Here is a 16,095-nt window from a genome sequence, read left to right as displayed (position 1 = left end):
AGGCCATGAACCAGTACCGGCTAGCCATTCTGGACGACTACCAAGGAGTCGCGGAGGACTTCGCACCATGGAGCTCCCTGGCGCAGCGGGGCGTCGCCGTCACGGTGTTCGCCGCGCATTTTGGCTCGGAGACCGAAACCGCGGCGGCCCTCGCGGACTTTGACATCGTCATCGCCATGCGGGAGAGGACACCGTTTCCCCGCAGCGTCATCGGGCAGCTGCCGCAGCTGAAACTGCTCGTGACCACCGGCGCCGCCAATGCGGCCATCGATCTGCAGGCGGCAGCCGACCACGGCGTCGTGGTGTGCGGAACGGGCGGCTCACCCACAGCAGCGCCGGAACTGACGTGGGCACTGCTGCTGGCTTTCGCCCGGAACCTGACGGCGGAAGAGAACAACCTGCGTGCGGGCGCCTGGCAGCGGACGGTCGGCTTTGAGCTGTCCGGAAAGACCCTGGGAATCGTTGGGCTGGGGAAGATCGGCACCCGTATCGCCGCGTACGGCCGCGCCTTCGGGATGGACGTGCTGGCCTGGAGCCAGAACCTAACGGATGAAACCGCCGCAACGGCCGGCGCCCGCATAGTCAGCAAGGAAGAACTCTTCACAGAGTCCGACGTCGTATCCCTGCACCTGCGCCTATCGCCGCGTTCGGAGGGGACAGTAGGAGAACGGGAGCTGCAGCTCCTCGGCCCCGACGGCGTCCTGGTGAACACCGCCCGCGGCCCGCTGGTGGACCAACAGGCTCTGGTCACCGCCCTCCAAGAGGGGTGGATCCGTGGCGCCGCGATCGACGTGTTCGACCAGGAACCCCTTCCGGCAGGGCATCAGCTGCTGACCACCCCCCGGACACTCCTGACGCCCCATCTGGGCTACGTCACACAGGAAAGCTACCGGGCCTTTTTCGGCGGCGCGTTCGAGGACGTCACTGCGTGGCTGGACGGTTCCCCGGTGCGGGAGCTGACGCCATAGCGCTCCGTGGACAGTAGGACCCGGCTCCGGATCGCAGATTGGGCGCGTCGCAATATGGCGACGCGCCTTTATGCGGCCGCGGGTGTGGACCAGTCGGGCCAGGGGTCCAAAGGCAGCGGTGGCTCAAGGCCGTCGAACGCCATCGCGCTCTCAACGCCGTCAAGGGCGTCGGGATGTTCCGAATGTTCGGGATCCTGGTCTAACCAGTCCGGCAGCCACTGCCATTCTTGGCCGGGTGGTGGTTCCGGCCAGATGGGTGGTTCCCAGTCCCGTTGTTCAGCCGGGTAGGACCGTCCCGCGGGTGAAATCCAGGCCGGCGGGCTCTCGCGGGTCGCGCCGACCGGTCTCCACGCTGTGGTGTGTTTGAGGCGATGGTGTTTCGGGCAGGGCTGGCCGAGGTTGGCGACGCCGGTGCCGCCGCCGGCGGACCAGGCCAGGATGTGGTCGGCGTCGTTGTCCAGGGAATGGTTGTTGCAGGCGGGGAACGTGCAGCGCGCGTCCCGGAGCCGGAGCCATTGGCGCATCGGTTTCGTCAGGCGGTAGCTGGTGCGTCCGATCTCCAGCGGCGCCCCGTTCCGCGGGTCAGTCAGCACCCGCAGGAACGATCCACCGCCGTCGGCGACGAGCCGGCGGGCCATCGACGGCGGGATCGGTCCGTACCCGTCCAGCGTGGCCGGCTCCTCCGTCTGGCCGAGCAGCGAAAACACCGGAACCGTGACCAGGACCTGAGCCCGCGGGGACGGCACAACACCGACCGGGGCAGAACCTGCGGGTAGGGAGCCTGAGGCCGCTCCGTCGACCCCCTGGGCGGGCGTGAGCAGCCAGCCGGCGGCCACATCCGCCCGGAGCTGGGTCAGGGTCCTGGGTTCTGCCGGGACCTGCAGGGCCCGGGCCGCGGCCGTGGCGCGGTCCCAGATCCCGGCCGCCTGGTCCGCGGGCAGATACGCCGAGAGCCAGGCCATGCCGTCCCGGTCCGGGACATACTCCAGCCGCCGGTCCCCCGCACTCTTGGTGTGGCGGGTTTCGATGCTGACCGGGTGGTGCCGTTCCCGCCAGGCACGCGCCCTGGCACGGAACCTGCCCGGCACCAGCTCCCCGGCAAAACAGCCCCGGGCAAACCCCGGAGTTTCCGAGTCGAGGAAATGGGCTTCCAGGGCCGCCGCCGCGGCGGGCTCCAGGTTGGCTGTTTCGTCACACATGATTCGGGCGTGCTGAAACGAAATCCTTCCTGACCCCAGAGCGGTCAGCGTCATCGGCCGCTCGGTGGCCAGGGTGTGGGCCTCGCACAGCAGGGCACCGGCACTGCGTTCGCTCACGGTCAGGGCACCGGCGACCTCAGCCGTCACGGACATTTCCCTCGCGGTGCCCGCCTGGGGCGAACTGGCCGGTACCGCCAAGGCCTCATCCAAGGTGGAATACCCCGCGGCCAATCGGACCTTCAGAGCCGCCAGGCGGGCCTCCAACCTGCCCAGCTCAGCCAAACCTTCCAAACACGCATCCGCCCGATCCCGAAGCGGATTACCCGCAGCGGGATCCACAGCGGCCAGATTATCGGTCGCCTCGCCGTCACCGAGTCCGGCGGCCTCGCGGACAATACCAGCCAGCACAGCAACACAGGACTCAATGCCCTCCCACGTTTCCACCACTGCCGTGCTATCCATACCCACAGCATGACAGGGGGGACAGACAATTTTGCGCGCGCCAAGGCAGACGATCCCCGGGGCGGTTCCGCTGGTTGCGCAGGTTGATTTCGACAGGCTCAACCAGCGGTTCGGTTACACCTCGACAGCGCCGAGAAGGTGCCCCCGCAGGTCAGCTGCCCGTACCTTCGGGGGTCCTGGCACCTTCGACGGTCCCGGAACCGTCGAGCGTGACGGTGCCGGCGTCGCCGTCGACCTTAACCTGCTGTCCGCTGGACAAGCGCTGGGTGGCCACCCCCGTTCCGAGGACGGCCGGAATGCCGTACTCCCGGGCAACAATGGAACTGTGGCTCAGCGGCCCGCCGACGTCCGTGACGACGCCGGACGCCATCGCAAACAGCGGTGTCCAGGCGGGGGTGGTCATGCGTGCCACCAGCACCTCGCCGGGCCGCATGCTGGCGAAGTCGTCGGGGCCGTGCAGCAGCCGGGCCGGCGCGCTCACCTGCCCGGAGCTCGCGCCGACGCCGGTGATGACGTCCCCGGCCTGCTGCACCGAACGGGCCGGCATCATGCTGCCAAAGGCCCACTCCATCCAGCGGCTCTCGGGCAGCAGCTGCGGGGCAGCTGCTTTCCGCTGGCCCCGCCACAGCATCTTGCGCTGTTCAACGGCCTCCGCCCGCACCGGCCGGTCCGTGCCGGTGATGGCCGCTCCGGGAGTGGCCAGCCCGAAGTCGATGGCGTTGCGGAGTTCGTCGAGCCGCAGCCAGAAGATATCCGACGGCGCGGCGATGACACTCGAAGCCATCAGCCGCTCCCCCAGTTCCAGCAGCATCCGGCGCATCAACGGCCAGGCCAGCCCGACGTCGGCCAGTGCGTCCTCACGGACGGGCGCGGCCTTCTGCGCCCAGCGGAGCAGCCTGCGGAAGACAGCGCGGCGGCGCGGCCCCAGCCTAGCGCTGACCAGCCGGCTCTGCTCCTCGCGCCGGTCGGCAGACCGCCGCTGGCGCTCGTGCGGATCCTTCCCCTCCCCCCGCACGAAGAACCTCAGGGTCTCCAGCAGGGCGGAGGGGTCATCGGCCGGCACAGGGTTGACGAAGTCCAGGTTGTAGACGGCATGCCCGTAGCGGTCCAGGTGCCGCTGGAGGCGGGAGCGCCACTCGTCCCACTGTGCCGGATCCACATCCGGGGCTCCGGCCACGCCCCCGGGAGGCGTGCCGCCGCGGAGAGCCTCGGCGATGCCGGCCGCTGGTCCTTCCGTGAGGGCCGAGGCGAGCTTCGGCCTTTCGCGGGTCCACACCGCAAGGTCGTACAGGGACTTCTCCGCGCGGATGGGTTCGCTGTCGTAACCGAGGAGGAAGACCTCCGCGGAGGGGTCGCCGGGCCGCCGGACGAGCTTGTCGTAGTAGCTCCGGAACATGATCTCGCTGGTTGCGGCGATGGGGATGATGGACTGCACGGCGGTGTAGTACGCGGCGCCGGCGTCCAGCAGCGCCGAAATGCCCTCCAGCAGTTCGGCAGCCGTACGGTCCGCCGGCGGCCTGGCCGCCCAGAACTTCACGAGTCCGCGGTACTTCGGGTGCGAGTGGTCGCGCCAGCCCTTGATTCCCATGTGGGCCTTGCCCTGGGCCAGCGCGCGCATCGCCGTCAGCGACCTGCCCATGACCCGCCGCATTCCGGCGTTGTTGTAGTAGTAGTACGCGTAGCCGTTGACGGTGGGCAGCGAAACGTCCCCGGGCCGCACCACACTCTTGCCGAATGCCTCGTTGAGCAGGGCGTTCAGCGACCGCACCACGGCACCGTCGATGAGGTCGGCGAACAGGGGCGACAACGGGTCCGGCAACTGCTCAACGATGCTGGCCCGGAAGTACATCCCGTTCGGATAGGGCAACGGCCACTCCGTCGGGGCGTCGGCCGAGGGCTCCGGCAGTGCGGTGATGGGACGGGCCTGCAGAATGAAGAAGGCCCCTGCCGCCTGCGCCCACTCGATGTCCTGGGGCACCCCGAAGTGCCTCGCTATGGCCGTTCCCTGGCGGGCCAGCGCGGCAGCCGCGTCGTCGTCGAGCACGGGCTCCCGGCGCTTCTCGTCCGGGACCGGCTGCTCCCTGGTGCCTGTGCCGTCGTAGACCGTCATGACGTCCTTGTCCGCCGTCCGGCGTTGCTCCACGCGGCCCGTCGCGGCATCCACCACGACGTCATCCGTGGTGACGGCGCCGCTGACCACGGATTCACCCAGCCCCCAGGCGGCGCTGATCACCACCTGGTCGCGGCGGCCGGTAGCGGGGTTGGCGGTGAACAGCACGCCGGCGGCCCCGGCGTCGACCATCTCCTGGATCACCACAGCGAGGCGCACGGTGGCTGGGTCGAAGCCGTTCCGTGAACGGTATGCCATGGCGCGGGCGTTCCACAGCGACGCCCAGCAGTCGATGACGGCGGCAGCGACGGCGTCGGCCCCGGAAACGTTCAGATAAGTGTCCTGCTGGCCGGCGAAGCTGGCCGAGGCGAGGTCTTCCGCGGTGGCTGAAGAGCGCACCGCCACGCGCGCGGCGTGGTCGCCGCTGGACGCCGCGCCGGCCTCCTCGACTGCTCCGGCCGCCGTCTGGCTCAGCCGCCCGTAGGCCGCGCGGAGTTCGCCGCCTATCTCCCCGGGCATCGTGCTCTCGGCGAACAGGGCGCGGATCTGCCCGGCGGCGGCATCATAGTCGTCGTTCGAAGCGCCGGCGGGGAGGGCGGCGAGCTCAAGGATGCGGCCCGCGATCCCATTGGCGTTGACGAAGTCCTGGTAGGCCGCCGTGGTGAGCACGAAGCCGGGCGGCACCGGGAAACCGGCCCGGGCCAGCTCGCCGAGGTTGGCGCCCTTGCCGCCTGCCTCGTCCAGATCGCCGCGTCCCAGCTGGTCAAAGCCCTTGATGTAGGTCACGACCTTGCGTCCCTTCTGCCCGGGAGCCGGGACCGCGGCATTGCGGCTGGTGACCCCGTTTCGGCACTGCACCCTATTGTGGCACTGCACCTGATTCTGGCAATGGGGAAGGCCAGACGGGGATAGTTAGACGGGGATGGCTAGACCCGGCTGGCTAGATGTCGCCGCGCGGGCGCCACACCACCATGGCCTGCGAACGGGGCCGGGGCCGCTGGCCGCGCGCCAGGCTCACCACGTCACCGGCGGTGCCGGCTGCAAAGATCCGTGATTCCAGCGGCTCACGACGGCGGGCCAGTTCCTCGGTCAGTTCGCCCACCCGGCGCTGCAGGGCAGCAACCTGGTTTTCGAGCTCCAGAATGCGTTTGATGCCCTCAAGGGAGACGCCCTCATGGGACAGCCGCTGCACCTCACGGAGCCGGTTCACGTCCCGCTGGGAGTATCGGCGGGACTTGCCCGGCGCCCGGCTGGGCGAGACGATGCCCAGCCGGTCGTACTGGCGGAGTGTCTGCGGGTGCATGTCGGCGAGCTCGGCGGCCACCGAGATAACGAAGATCGGCTGATCGAAATTGATGTCCACGGCCGGCACCCGTCCCTAAAGCCGGGCCTTGGCTGCCAGGCCCTGACGGACGTCCGCACCGGTGGTGGCGGCTGCGAATGCCTTCACGGCCTCCTCGGCTTCCTTGCTCAGGTTCTGCGGTACAGCGACGTCGATGGTCACCAGCAGGTCCCCGGTGGCCTTCGACGTCTTCACGCCGCGGCCCTTGACCCGGAGCGTGCGCCCCGACGGGGTGCCGGCAGGAACGCGGACCCGGACGTGTTCGCCGTCGATCGTGGGAACCTCGATGTCGGCCCCCAAAGCAGCCTCCGGGAAGCTGACGGGCACGTGGATCCGGAGGTTGTCGCCGTCGCGCGTGTAAAAGTCATGGGTTTTGACGTTGACGGTGACCAGCAGGTCGCCGTTGCCCGCCGGGCCGTACTGGCCCTTGCCGCGGACGCGCACCTTCTGGCCGTCCTTGATGCCCGCAGGCACCCGGACGTCGATGACCTCGCCGTCCGGTTCACGCAGACCAATGGTGGTGCCGCGGATGGACCCGGCGAACGAGATGCTGGTGCTGGCCGTGCGGTCGGCGCCCTTCTGCGGTGCGCGCTGGTAACCGGCAGGGCCGCCACCGAAGCCGCCGCCGAACAGGTCAGCGAACTCGGGCGGAACGCCGCCGGCGGTGCTGAACCCGCCGGAGTGCCGGCCGGCGCCGCCGGTGAACAGGCCGCCGAAGAGGTCCTCGAAGCCGCCGTTAGCGGTGCTGCCCGCGCCGTGCGGTGCAAAGCGAGCGCCGCCGCCCATGGCCCGGATGGCGTCATACTGCTGCCGCTCATCAGGATCGGACAGCACAGAGTACGCCTCGGAAATGTCCTTAAACTTCTTCTCAGCAGCAGCATCCCCGGAGTTCGTATCAGGGTGGTACTGCCGGGCGAGCTTCCGGTAAGCCTTCTTAATGTCAGCGTCGGAAGCGTCCTTGGCAACACCAAGGATCTTATAAAAGTCCTTGTCCACCCAGTCCTGGCTAGCCAATGGCGTTTCCTCTCTAAAGTAATAGGCCGGTGGTTGAGCTTGCCGAAACCGGGTTTCGACGAGCTCAACCACCGGAGATAAGACTACGCAGGTACCGCGACGATGACCTGTGCGGCCCGGAGGACCCGTTCGCCTGACTTGTAGCCGGAGCGGAGCACCTGGCTGACGGTGTCAACTTCGATGTCATCGCCGGGCTGCTGGATGAGGGCCTCGTGGATGGTCGGATCGAACTCCACGCCGGTCTCATCGATGCGGGTCAGGCCGTACGTCTTCAGCGCGTTCTCCAGCTTGGTGGCGATCGCGGCGAACGGGCCGTCCGCGAGGTCACCGTGCTGGCGGGCGGCGTCGACGTCGTCCAGCACCGGGAGCAGGGAGTTCAGGACGCCGATGACGGCCATCTCCCCTGCCACGGCGCGGTCGCGTTCAACGCGCTTGCGGTAGTTGACGTACTCGGCCTGCAGGCGGAGCAGGTCGTTCTTCAGCTCCGCCGCCGCGGCGGCTTCGGTACCCTGCGCCACGGACTCCTCGGCGGGCACCTCGACCTGGTTGAGGATTTCCTCAGCCTGGGCGAGGGCGTCGCCGTCGGAATCCGCTTCCGCCGCAGAGGACTGTCCGCCCTCCGGATGCCGGGCCTCCCCGGTCACCGGGTCCACCTTGCGGTGGTCCCGAATGACCGGCTCGTCGCGCTTGCTGCTCTGGTCTCGGGAAGAGTTGTGCTCTTCTTCGTTACCGTGGTGCGGCATGGTTACTTCTTCTCTTCTTCGTCGACGATCTCGGCGTCGACGATATCTTCATCTGAAGAACCCGTCTTGTTTCCGCCGGCGGGAGCGCCTTCGGCACCCGCAGCGCCGGTGGCGCCGTCCGGGGAACCGGCCTGGGCATAGATGGCCTCGCCGAGCTTGGTCTGGGAAGCCTGCAGCTTCTCAAACGCGGTCTTGACGGCGGCGTCGTCGGTGCCTTCGAGGGCCTTCTTGAGGGCATCGACGTCGGCCTGGACCTCGGTCTTGACCTCTTCAGGCAGCTTGTCGCTGTTGTCAGCGATCAGCTTGTCCACGGAGTAGGCGAGCTGCTCGGCGGTGTTGCGGGTGTCCGTGGCCTCGCGGCGTGCCTTGTCCTCGGCTGCGTGCTCCTCGGCGTCCTTGACCATGCGGTCGATGTCTTCCTTGGAGAGCGCGGTGCCGCCGGTGATGGTCATGGACTGTTCCTTGCCGGTGCCCTTGTCCTTCGCCGAAACGTGAACGATGCCGTTGGCGTCGATGTCGAACGTGACCTCGACCTGCGGGACGCCGCGCGGGGCCGGCGCGATGCCGGTCAGCTCAAACGTGCCCAGCGGCTTGTTGTCGCGGGTGAACTCACGTTCGCCCTGGAAGACCTGGATGGCCACCGACGGCTGGTTGTCGTCAGCGGTAGTGAAGGTCTCGGACCGCTTGGTGGGGATGGCCGTGTTGCGCTCGATCAGGTGCGTCATGACACCGCCCTTGGTTTCGATGCCCAGGGACAGCGGGGTGACATCGATCAGGAGAACGTCCTTGCGCTCACCCTTCAGCACGCCGGCCTGCAGGGCTGCACCAACGGCCACAACCTCGTCCGGGTTGACGCCCTTGTTGGGCTCCTTGCCGCCGGCCAGTTCCTTCACGAGCTCGGACACGGCGGGCATACGGGTGGAGCCGCCGACGAGCACGATGTGGTCGATGTCGGAGAGCTTGATGCCGGCTTCCTTGATGACGTCGTGGAACGGCTTCTTGGTGCGCTCGAGCAGGTCCTTGGTCAGGTCCTGGAACTTGGCGCGGGTCAGCTGCTCGTCCAGGTGGACCGGGCCGTCCGGGGTGACGGAGAGGTACTGGAGCGAGACGTTGGTGCTGGTGGAGGAGGAGAGTTCCTTCTTGGCCTGCTCGGCAGCTTCGCGGAGGCGCTGGAGGGCGATCTTGTCCTTGGACAGGTCGATGCCCTTGACCTTGAGCTGGTTCAGCAGGTATTCGACGACGCGGTTGTCCCAGTCGTCACCGCCGAGGCGGTTGTCACCGGCGGTGGCGCGCACCTGGATGGTGGAGAAGTCGTCCTCGTCCTTGCCGACTTCCAGCAGGGAGACGTCGAACGTGCCGCCACCGAGGTCGAAGACCAGGATGAGCTCGTCTTCCTTGCCCTTGTCCAGGCCGTAGGCCAATGCGGCCGCGGTGGGCTCGTTGACGATGCGCAGGACGTTCAGGCCGGCGATCTCGCCGGCTTCCTTCGTTGCCTGACGCTCGGCGTCGTTGAAGTAGGCGGGAACGGTGATCACGGCGTCGGTGACCTTTTCGCCGAGGTAGGACTCGGCGTCGTTCTTCAGCTTCATGAGGACACGGGCGGAAATTTCCTGGGCCGTGTACTTCTTGTCGTCGATGGCCACGGACCAGTCGGTGCCCATGTGCCGCTTGACCGAGGCGATGGTGCGGTCGATGTTGTTGACGGCCTGGCGCTTGGCGATTTCGCCGACCAGGACTTCGCCGGACTTGGAGAACGCAACGACCGACGGCGTGGTGCGGCCACCCTCGGCGTTGGCAATAACGGTGGGCTCGCCACCTTCGAGAACGGAGACGACGGAGTTGGTGGTTCCGAGGTCGATACCTACTGCACGTGACATGTGTTGCTTCCTTCTTTCCTTGGAAACTTGGGGCTCGCCCACTTCCTTGAGCGATCTGCACTCAACTTTACTCAGCGCGGAATTTAAGTCAACCCAAGTTGAGTCGAGAACGCTCAACTTTGCCTTCGGCTGGCCCCGCCGCAGGACAGAACCCCCGGTTGCCACACGGTATTTCCGCGTGAAACCGGGGGTTTCTCTATGAATGTCAGACGGATTTCGCTCAGCGTGAACCTGCGCCTAGCCTCCCGAGGAGGTGCCGCCGTCGTCATTTCGGGGTGCATTGACCTGGCCGTCGATCAGCCCATCCTTCAACTCTTCGGCGGCACCGCCTCCGGGGGCTGTGCCGGTGGCGCCGTAGTCACCCTCGGGGTATTCGCCTTCCTCGTCCCCGGGCAGTTCCTGGCCGACGGTTCCGGCCCGGCCATAGTCACCTTCCGGATACTCACCCTCTGCCACCTCGGCGGATGGTTCAACCGCCCCCGCGTCGCCGTAATCACCTGCTGTATATTCGCCTTCGGCTTCGGCGCTGGCCTCGTCTCCGGCCACGCCGGCATCGCCGTAATCACCCTCCACATACTGGCCGCTGTCCCCCTCGAGTGCCGGATTCCTGGAGCTGTTGTGCGTCTTGCCCGCGTCGCCGGACTCACTGTTTTCGGTCATCGGTTGATCACTCCTTCGAAAGGACTGTGCGCGCCTGGTTCGGGCGCAGTGGCAGTCTACTCAGCCGGCTCGGGCGGCAACAGGGGGCCAGGTATGGTGCCACCCGGCCGGGCCCAAACCGGCCGAAACTACAGCCCGGCGAGATCCGCCAGTACGGCTACGTGGTGCTCGAACAGTTCATCCGGCGCGGAAAAGGTGCCGGCGCCATACTGCCCGAACACTTCAAAACTGACGGCTCCAAAGAGTGAGGTCCAGACGAGGGTGCCGCGGGCCAGCAGGGCGTCCGGGACTTCCACGTTCAGCTCACGCCGGATTGCCTCGAGATCGGCGGCCAGGGGTGCCGGCACGGAGGAAGGCCCGCGCCCGGCAAGCCGTCCGGCCCGGTGCGCGGCGTCCAGAATCTCCACCAAACTGTTGACCACCCGCGTGCCGGGTGCCGTGGTCCGCTCCGCCGGAGCCTGATAGCCCGGGACCGGGCTGCCGAACAGGAGGCCGTAGCGCGCCGGCTCCCGGAGGGCCCATCCGCGGACAGCGCGGGCCAGCGCAGCGAACCGGCCCCGGGACTCTTCCGCGGGGACGGACCCGACGGCGGCATCCACCGCGTCCCCCAGGTCGTTGTAGGCATCCACGAGCAGGAGAGTGAGCAGCTCGTCGCGGCTCCCGACGTACCGGTAGACGGCGGAGGAGACCACGCCCAGGTCACGGGCGACGGCGCGGAGCGACAGGGCTGCGGCCCCATGTTCGGCCAGGTGCTGCCGGCCCAGCCGGATGATGTCGGCGATGGTCTGCGCCCGGGCACGTTCACGCGGTGTACGGATTTCCCCGCCGGCAGTCTGGGAGGTGGCTGGCATCAGCCCAGCATGGCATGAATCAGAGCGGTGTCAACAATTGAGAGCAGTGCTCTTGACTTCGCCGGGCGGCAGCAGGATCCTTGTTTTGAGAGCAGTGCTCTCAAAACCCCACTTGGCCCTCCGGGACCATCCGCACAAAGGAGAAATATTATGTCCAGTCTTTATGTGGTCACCGGCGCCGGCCCAGTGGGCTGGGCGGTGGCGGAGCAACTGGCGGAGCGCGGCGAGCGGGTCCGCGTCCTCACCCGCTCCGGCAGCGGCCCCGACCACCCGCTGGTCGAGAAACTGCAGGTGGATGCCTCCAACCCGGGCCTGCTGGGTGACGCTTTCGAGGGCGCGGCGGCGGTCTTCCACTGCATCCACGGCTCGGCCTACAGCGCCGCAGCCTGGGAACAGGATCTGCCGGCTGCCGAACAGGCGGTCCTGGCGGCGGCAGGCGAGGCGGGCGCCGTCGTCGTTTTTCCGGAAAGCCTTTACTCCTACACCGATCCGGAGCGGGTGATGACCGAAGACAGCCCGCGCGAGGCGGCGGGCGGCAAGCGCGGCGTCCGCGCCGCGCTGCTGCGGGCACGGGCGGCGAGCGCCGCTGACACCGTGTCCGTGGTGGCAGGCGACTTCTTCGGCCCCCGCGTCCGGATGGCCCATGCAGGCGAACGCATGGTGCCCGCCGTCCTCGCCCGGCGCCCGCTGCAAGTGGTGGGAAGCGCCGACCAGCCGCATTCCTTCACCTACGTTCCCGATCTGGCCGCGGCAATGATCGGGGCCGCCGGAAGGCCTGAGCTGTGGAACCGGGTGCTGCACGCGCCCACCAACCCGCCGCTCACGCAGCGCCAGATCGCTCAAGCCTTCGCCGCAGCCGCCGGAGTGCCGCTCGCGAAGGTCCGCGCGGTACCGGGATGGGCGCTGCGCACCCTTGGTGCGTTCTCCGCCGACATGAGGGAGCTCGGCGAGGTGCTCTACCAGTTCCAGCGGCCGTTCGTGATGGATTCAACGGCCAGCCAGGAGCAACTGGGCCTTCACCCGACTCCCCTGCAGGTGGCAGCCAAGGAGACGGTGCAGTGGTGGCGTTCGGGGCTCGCCGCAGGCCCGGGGACGGGACGGGCCCCCGCGTCGACGCCGGCCGGCACCTAGCGGACGAAAACTTCCGCAGGGCCCTCCAGCTTGCTGGCTTCCTCCGCCTCGAGCCGGCTGAATCTACCCGGCCACCAGATGCGCCGGCCCAGGTCGTAGGCCAGTGCCGGAACCAGGAGCGAGCGCACCAGAACGGTGTCCAGCAGCACCCCAAACGCCACGATGAACGCCAACTGCACCAGGAACATGATGGGGATGACGCCAAGGGCCGCAAACGTGGCGGCCAGGACCACCCCTGCCGAGGTGATCACCCCGCCGGTCACTCCCAGTCCGCGGAGAATCCCCGGCCGGGTCCCGTGCTTCAGTGACTCCTCGCGGACGCGGCTCATCAGGAAGATGTTGTAGTCCACACCCAGTGCCACCAGGAACACGAAGCCGAACAGCGGCACGGTGGCGTCGGCTCCGGGGAAGCCCAGGATGTTGTTGAATACGAGGGCCGAGACGCCCATGGCGGCCGCGTAGGAAAGAACCACCGAGGCGACAAGCAGGACGGGCGCGAGGACGGACCGCAGCAGCACCATGAGGATGAGCAGGATGACGGCCAGGACAACGGGGATGATGGTGGCGAGGTCGCGCTGGGCCGTGGTGTTCGTGTCCAGCGCGGTGGCGGTCACGCCGCCGACGAGGGCGCCGGGGTCCACGCTTTTCACGCTGGCCCGCATCGCTGCCACGGCATTCTCCGCGGCATCAGAGTCGGCTGCGAAGTCGAGGGTGGCGTTCAGGAGCACCCTGCCGTCGCGCACGGCCGGGCTGGCTGGCGTTCCCGGGGTTCCCGTGATGGGTACGCTCCCCTCTGCCAGGAGGTAGGCGGCCCCCACGCCGCTGGTGGCCTTGACGGCTTCGAGGACTTTCCCGGCTTTCCCCTGGCTGGCGACGATGACCGCGGGACTGCCGCTGCCGGCGTCGAAATGGCGCGCCAAGGCGTCCTGCCCGTCGACGGCATTGGAGGCACTGAGGATGACGGCGGTCTGTGGCACACCGTTGGCCTTCAGCTGCAGGATCCCGGCCGAGGCCACGACCAGCACGAGAACGGATGCCACCCACACGGTGCGGGGACGCCGCAACACCAGTGTTCCGGTGGCACGCCAGAGCCCGCGCTGGCCCTCCAGCCCGGTGGTCAGTTCCGGCTCACGCGCCTCGTCGGGCAGGAGCCTGGGCCGGAACGGCCAGAACGCGGCACGCCCCAGGAGCGCCGCGAAGGCCGGGAGCAGGGTGAGCGCCGCGAAAAGGGAGCACACGATGCCAGCGGCCGCCACCGGGCCCAGCGCCTTGTTGGAGTTGAGGTCGGAAAACAGCAGGCACAGCAGGGCGATCGCAACCGTGGCGCCCGACGCCAGGATCGGCGCGAAGGAGGCCCGCCAGGCGGCGAGTGCGGCGGCGGTGCGGTTGGCCGTGTGCTCGAGTGCTTCACGGAACCGGGCCACGTAGAGCAGGGCGTAGTCTGTGGCGGCGCCGATCACCAGGATGGAGAGGATGCCCTGGCTCTGGCCGTTGAGCTGGATCCAGCCCGCCTTCGCCATGCCAAACACCAGCAGGATGGCCGCGCACAGCGCAAACACCGACGTCAGGAGCACGGCGAAGGGCAGGAGCAGGGACCGGTAGACAACCAGGAGGATGACAAACACTGCCGCCAGCGCGACGAGCAGCAGGATGCCGTCGATGCCGGCGAAGGCTCCCGTGAGGTCGGCCGCGAGCCCGGCGGGACCGGTGACGAAGATCTGCGTGCCGTCCGGAGCCGCCGCCCGGACCTCCTTGCGCAACTCTTCGACGGCCTCCGCTGGCTCCGCTGCCGCAACGGACACGATGTACTGCACGGCTTTCTGGTCCTGCGAGGGCACCGGCCCCACCACCGTGCTGCCCAGCTGCAGGTCTTCCAGCGTGGCTTTCAGGCCGGCGGCCGTGCCCAGCTGGGCAGGGGTGAGGGCGCTGCCGCTTTCAATAACGACGACGGCGGGCACCTCGCCGGAGTCCTGGAACTTCTGTTGCCACTCGCGGGCCTCGGTGGCCTCCGCTCCGGCCGGAAGGAAAGACGCCTGGTCATTGGACGAAACCTCATCCAGCCTGCCGAACGTGGGTCCGCCGACCCCCGCAATGGCGACCCATCCGACGACGAGGATTGCCGGGATGAGCCACCGGAGCCAGAACGGAATGCTCGGGGTGCGGGCTGCCTGGTTCATGCGGAAGACCTCCTGGGCGTGACAGCCACACGGACCGTCGTCGATGATGGTTCCAGCATAGACTATCTCTACCATGGAGATATATAGTTCTTTCCCCTGGAATGCGGGCGTCCGGGCGGTAAACTCCGGAAGGCAACATTGAGGAGAGGAGGCGGTCGTGGACGAGAAGCCTGGCACCCCGCGGCAGCCCGACGGGCCCGCCTCCTCCGCCCCGGGGACGCAGCATCCCCTGATACGGCTGCTGCAGGAGTTCACCCTGGAGGCCAACCGCTACGTTGACTCTGCAGGCGGCCGGAACGACATGCACCGGACTGACCTCAACGCCCTCGCCGCCGTCATGAGGCACGCAGCCAATGGCGATGTCGCAACCCCGGGAACGCTGCGGAAGGAACTGAACCTCAGCTCCCCTGCCACCACGGCGCTGATCGACCGGCTGTGCGGCTCCGGGCATCTGGTCCGCGTGCGCGAAGGGCAGGACCGGCGGCAGGTGCAGCTCCGGATGACGGACAAGGCGTACCGGGATGGCTCCACCATGTTCCTGCCTCTCGCCCGCCACATGGGCAGTGCAATGGCCGGGTTCACCGCGCAGGAACTCGAGACGGCCACCCGGTTCATGGACGCGATGATTGCGGCAACGGTCCGGGCCAGCCAGGAAGCCTCCGGCGCTCCATAACGGCCCCTCCCGCTACCTGCCCGAGGTTCGGAGAAGGAGTAGCGTTTCCCTATGAGCGCGCAGCAGCCGGAAGATGTCTACACTCACGGCCACCATGAGTCCGTGGTCCGGGCCCATGCCTCGCGGACGGCGGAGAATTCGGCCGCGTTCGTCATCCCGTACCTCACCCCCGGCGTATCGGTGCTCGACGTCGGGTGCGGGCCGGGGAGCATCACGTGTGACTTCGCGCTTCTGGTGGCCCCCGGGAATGTGACGGGGCTGGACCGCTCCCCCGATGTGATCACCCATGCCCGCGAACTGGCGGCCGACCGCGGCGTGGAGAACGTTGAGTTTGTCGCGGGCAACATCTACGACCTCGATTTCGAGGACGACAGCTTCGATCTGGTCCACGCCCACCAGGTCCTGCAGCACCTGACCGATCCGGTGGAGGCGCTGCGGGAAATGCGGCGCGTGGCCAGGCCCGGCGGCATCGTTGCGGTCCGCGACGCGGATTTCCACGGCATGAGCTGGTACCCCGCCATTCCCGAGCTCGACGAGTGGATGGAGCTCTACCAGCGGATCGCCCGCCGGAACGGTGCCGAGCCCGACGCCGGCCGCCGGCTCGTCTCGTGGGCCCAGGCCGCCGGCTTCACGGATGTGGCGCCGACCAGCAGCAACTGGCTCTACGCCACCGGGCAGCAGCGCCGCTGGCAGGCCAGGGTGTGGGGCGAGCGCGTGCTGCATTCGGCCTTCGCGGAGCAGGCCCTTGAGTACGGTTTCGCGCAGGAGGCCGACCTCACGCGCATCTCGGCCGGCTGGCACCGCTGGGGCTCCACCGACGACGGTTGGTTCCTCATTCCCAACGGCGAGGTCATCGCGCGGGCGTAAACGGGCCGGGCCTTGCGGAAC

The 16,095-nt window shown here is 68.2% G+C and carries 13 protein-coding genes; 4 read left to right on the top strand and 9 right to left on the bottom strand.

Going from position 1 to position 16,095, the window contains the following annotated elements; all coding sequences use genetic code 11:
• Positions 1-5 precede the first annotated feature (5 nt).
• On the top strand, positions 6-968 hold the full coding sequence (locus AC57BR_RS16560; RefSeq protein WP_496362465.1) for a D-2-hydroxyacid dehydrogenase family protein: 963 nt from the start codon (positions 6-8) through the stop codon (positions 966-968).
• Between the two features lie 68 nt (positions 969-1,036).
• Here AC57BR_RS16560 and AC57BR_RS16555 read toward each other — a convergent pair whose 3' ends face one another.
• The 8 genes from AC57BR_RS16555 to AC57BR_RS16520 all read right to left on the bottom strand — a co-directional run bounded on the left by AC57BR_RS16555 (position 1,037) and on the right by AC57BR_RS16520 (position 11,226).
• On the bottom strand, positions 1,037-2,629 hold the full coding sequence (locus tag AC57BR_RS16555) for an HNH endonuclease signature motif containing protein (RefSeq protein WP_496362463.1): 1,593 nt from the start codon (positions 2,627-2,629) through the stop codon (positions 1,037-1,039).
• A 151-nt stretch (positions 2,630-2,780) separates the two neighbouring features.
• Positions 2,781-5,525 (bottom strand): PEP/pyruvate-binding domain-containing protein, encoded by a 2,745-nt coding sequence (locus AC57BR_RS16550; protein ID WP_496362461.1) that lies wholly within the window; start codon positions 5,523-5,525, stop codon positions 2,781-2,783.
• 154 nt (positions 5,526-5,679) lie between these two features.
• Positions 5,680-6,102: a heat shock protein transcriptional repressor HspR gene (locus AC57BR_RS16545; RefSeq protein ID WP_496362459.1), complete on the bottom strand. Its 423-nt coding sequence runs from the start codon at positions 6,100-6,102 to the stop codon at positions 5,680-5,682.
• 15 nt (positions 6,103-6,117) lie between these two features.
• Positions 6,118-7,095 carry a DnaJ C-terminal domain-containing protein gene (locus AC57BR_RS16540; RefSeq protein ID WP_496362457.1) on the bottom strand — a complete coding sequence of 326 codons (978 nt, stop codon included), beginning with the start codon at positions 7,093-7,095 and terminating at the stop codon, positions 6,118-6,120.
• A gap of 83 nt (positions 7,096-7,178) precedes the next feature.
• Positions 7,179-7,838 carry a nucleotide exchange factor GrpE gene (locus tag AC57BR_RS16535; protein ID WP_496362455.1) on the bottom strand — a complete coding sequence of 220 codons (660 nt, stop codon included), beginning with the start codon at positions 7,836-7,838 and terminating at the stop codon, positions 7,179-7,181.
• A 2-nt stretch (positions 7,839-7,840) separates the two neighbouring features.
• The gene (dnaK, locus tag AC57BR_RS16530; RefSeq protein WP_496362453.1) at positions 7,841-9,715 is read right to left on the bottom strand and encodes a molecular chaperone DnaK; all 1,875 of its coding nucleotides are present in this window, start codon (positions 9,713-9,715) and stop codon (positions 7,841-7,843) included.
• Positions 9,716-9,952: 237 nt separating this feature from the next.
• Positions 9,953-10,375 (bottom strand): hypothetical protein, encoded by a 423-nt coding sequence (locus AC57BR_RS16525; protein WP_496362451.1) that lies wholly within the window; start codon positions 10,373-10,375, stop codon positions 9,953-9,955.
• Positions 10,376-10,503: 128 nt separating this feature from the next.
• On the bottom strand, positions 10,504-11,226 hold the full coding sequence (locus tag AC57BR_RS16520; protein ID WP_496362449.1) for a TetR/AcrR family transcriptional regulator: 723 nt from the start codon (positions 11,224-11,226) through the stop codon (positions 10,504-10,506).
• 150 nt (positions 11,227-11,376) lie between these two features.
• Between AC57BR_RS16520 and AC57BR_RS16515 the strand changes: the two genes are divergently transcribed.
• Positions 11,377-12,357, top strand: coding sequence for an NAD-dependent epimerase/dehydratase family protein (locus tag AC57BR_RS16515; RefSeq protein WP_496362447.1), 981 nt, complete (start codon positions 11,377-11,379; stop codon positions 12,355-12,357).
• Here AC57BR_RS16515 and AC57BR_RS16510 read toward each other — a convergent pair.
• Complete coding sequence (locus AC57BR_RS16510) at positions 12,354-14,534, bottom strand: MMPL family transporter (RefSeq protein ID WP_496362445.1); 2,181 nt, start codon at positions 14,532-14,534, stop codon at positions 12,354-12,356. The genes AC57BR_RS16515 and AC57BR_RS16510 overlap by 4 nt on opposite strands.
• Positions 14,535-14,691: 157 nt before the next feature.
• Here AC57BR_RS16510 and AC57BR_RS16505 point away from each other — a divergent pair, with 157 nt between their 5' ends.
• Together AC57BR_RS16505 and AC57BR_RS16500 are read left to right on the top strand one after the other, a co-directional pair.
• Positions 14,692-15,207 carry a MarR family winged helix-turn-helix transcriptional regulator gene (locus AC57BR_RS16505; RefSeq protein WP_496362443.1) on the top strand — a complete coding sequence of 172 codons (516 nt, stop codon included), beginning with the start codon at positions 14,692-14,694 and terminating at the stop codon, positions 15,205-15,207.
• Between the two features lie 51 nt (positions 15,208-15,258).
• Positions 15,259-16,074, top strand: coding sequence for a class I SAM-dependent methyltransferase (locus AC57BR_RS16500; protein ID WP_496362441.1), 816 nt, complete (start codon positions 15,259-15,261; stop codon positions 16,072-16,074).
• Positions 16,075-16,095 lie beyond the last annotated feature (21 nt).

The organism is Arthrobacter sp. BGA-UO-ETr-C19, assembly GCF_059568005.1.
Note: the sequence above shows the minus strand (reverse complement) of the source record. Positions and strands in the feature narration are given on the sequence as shown.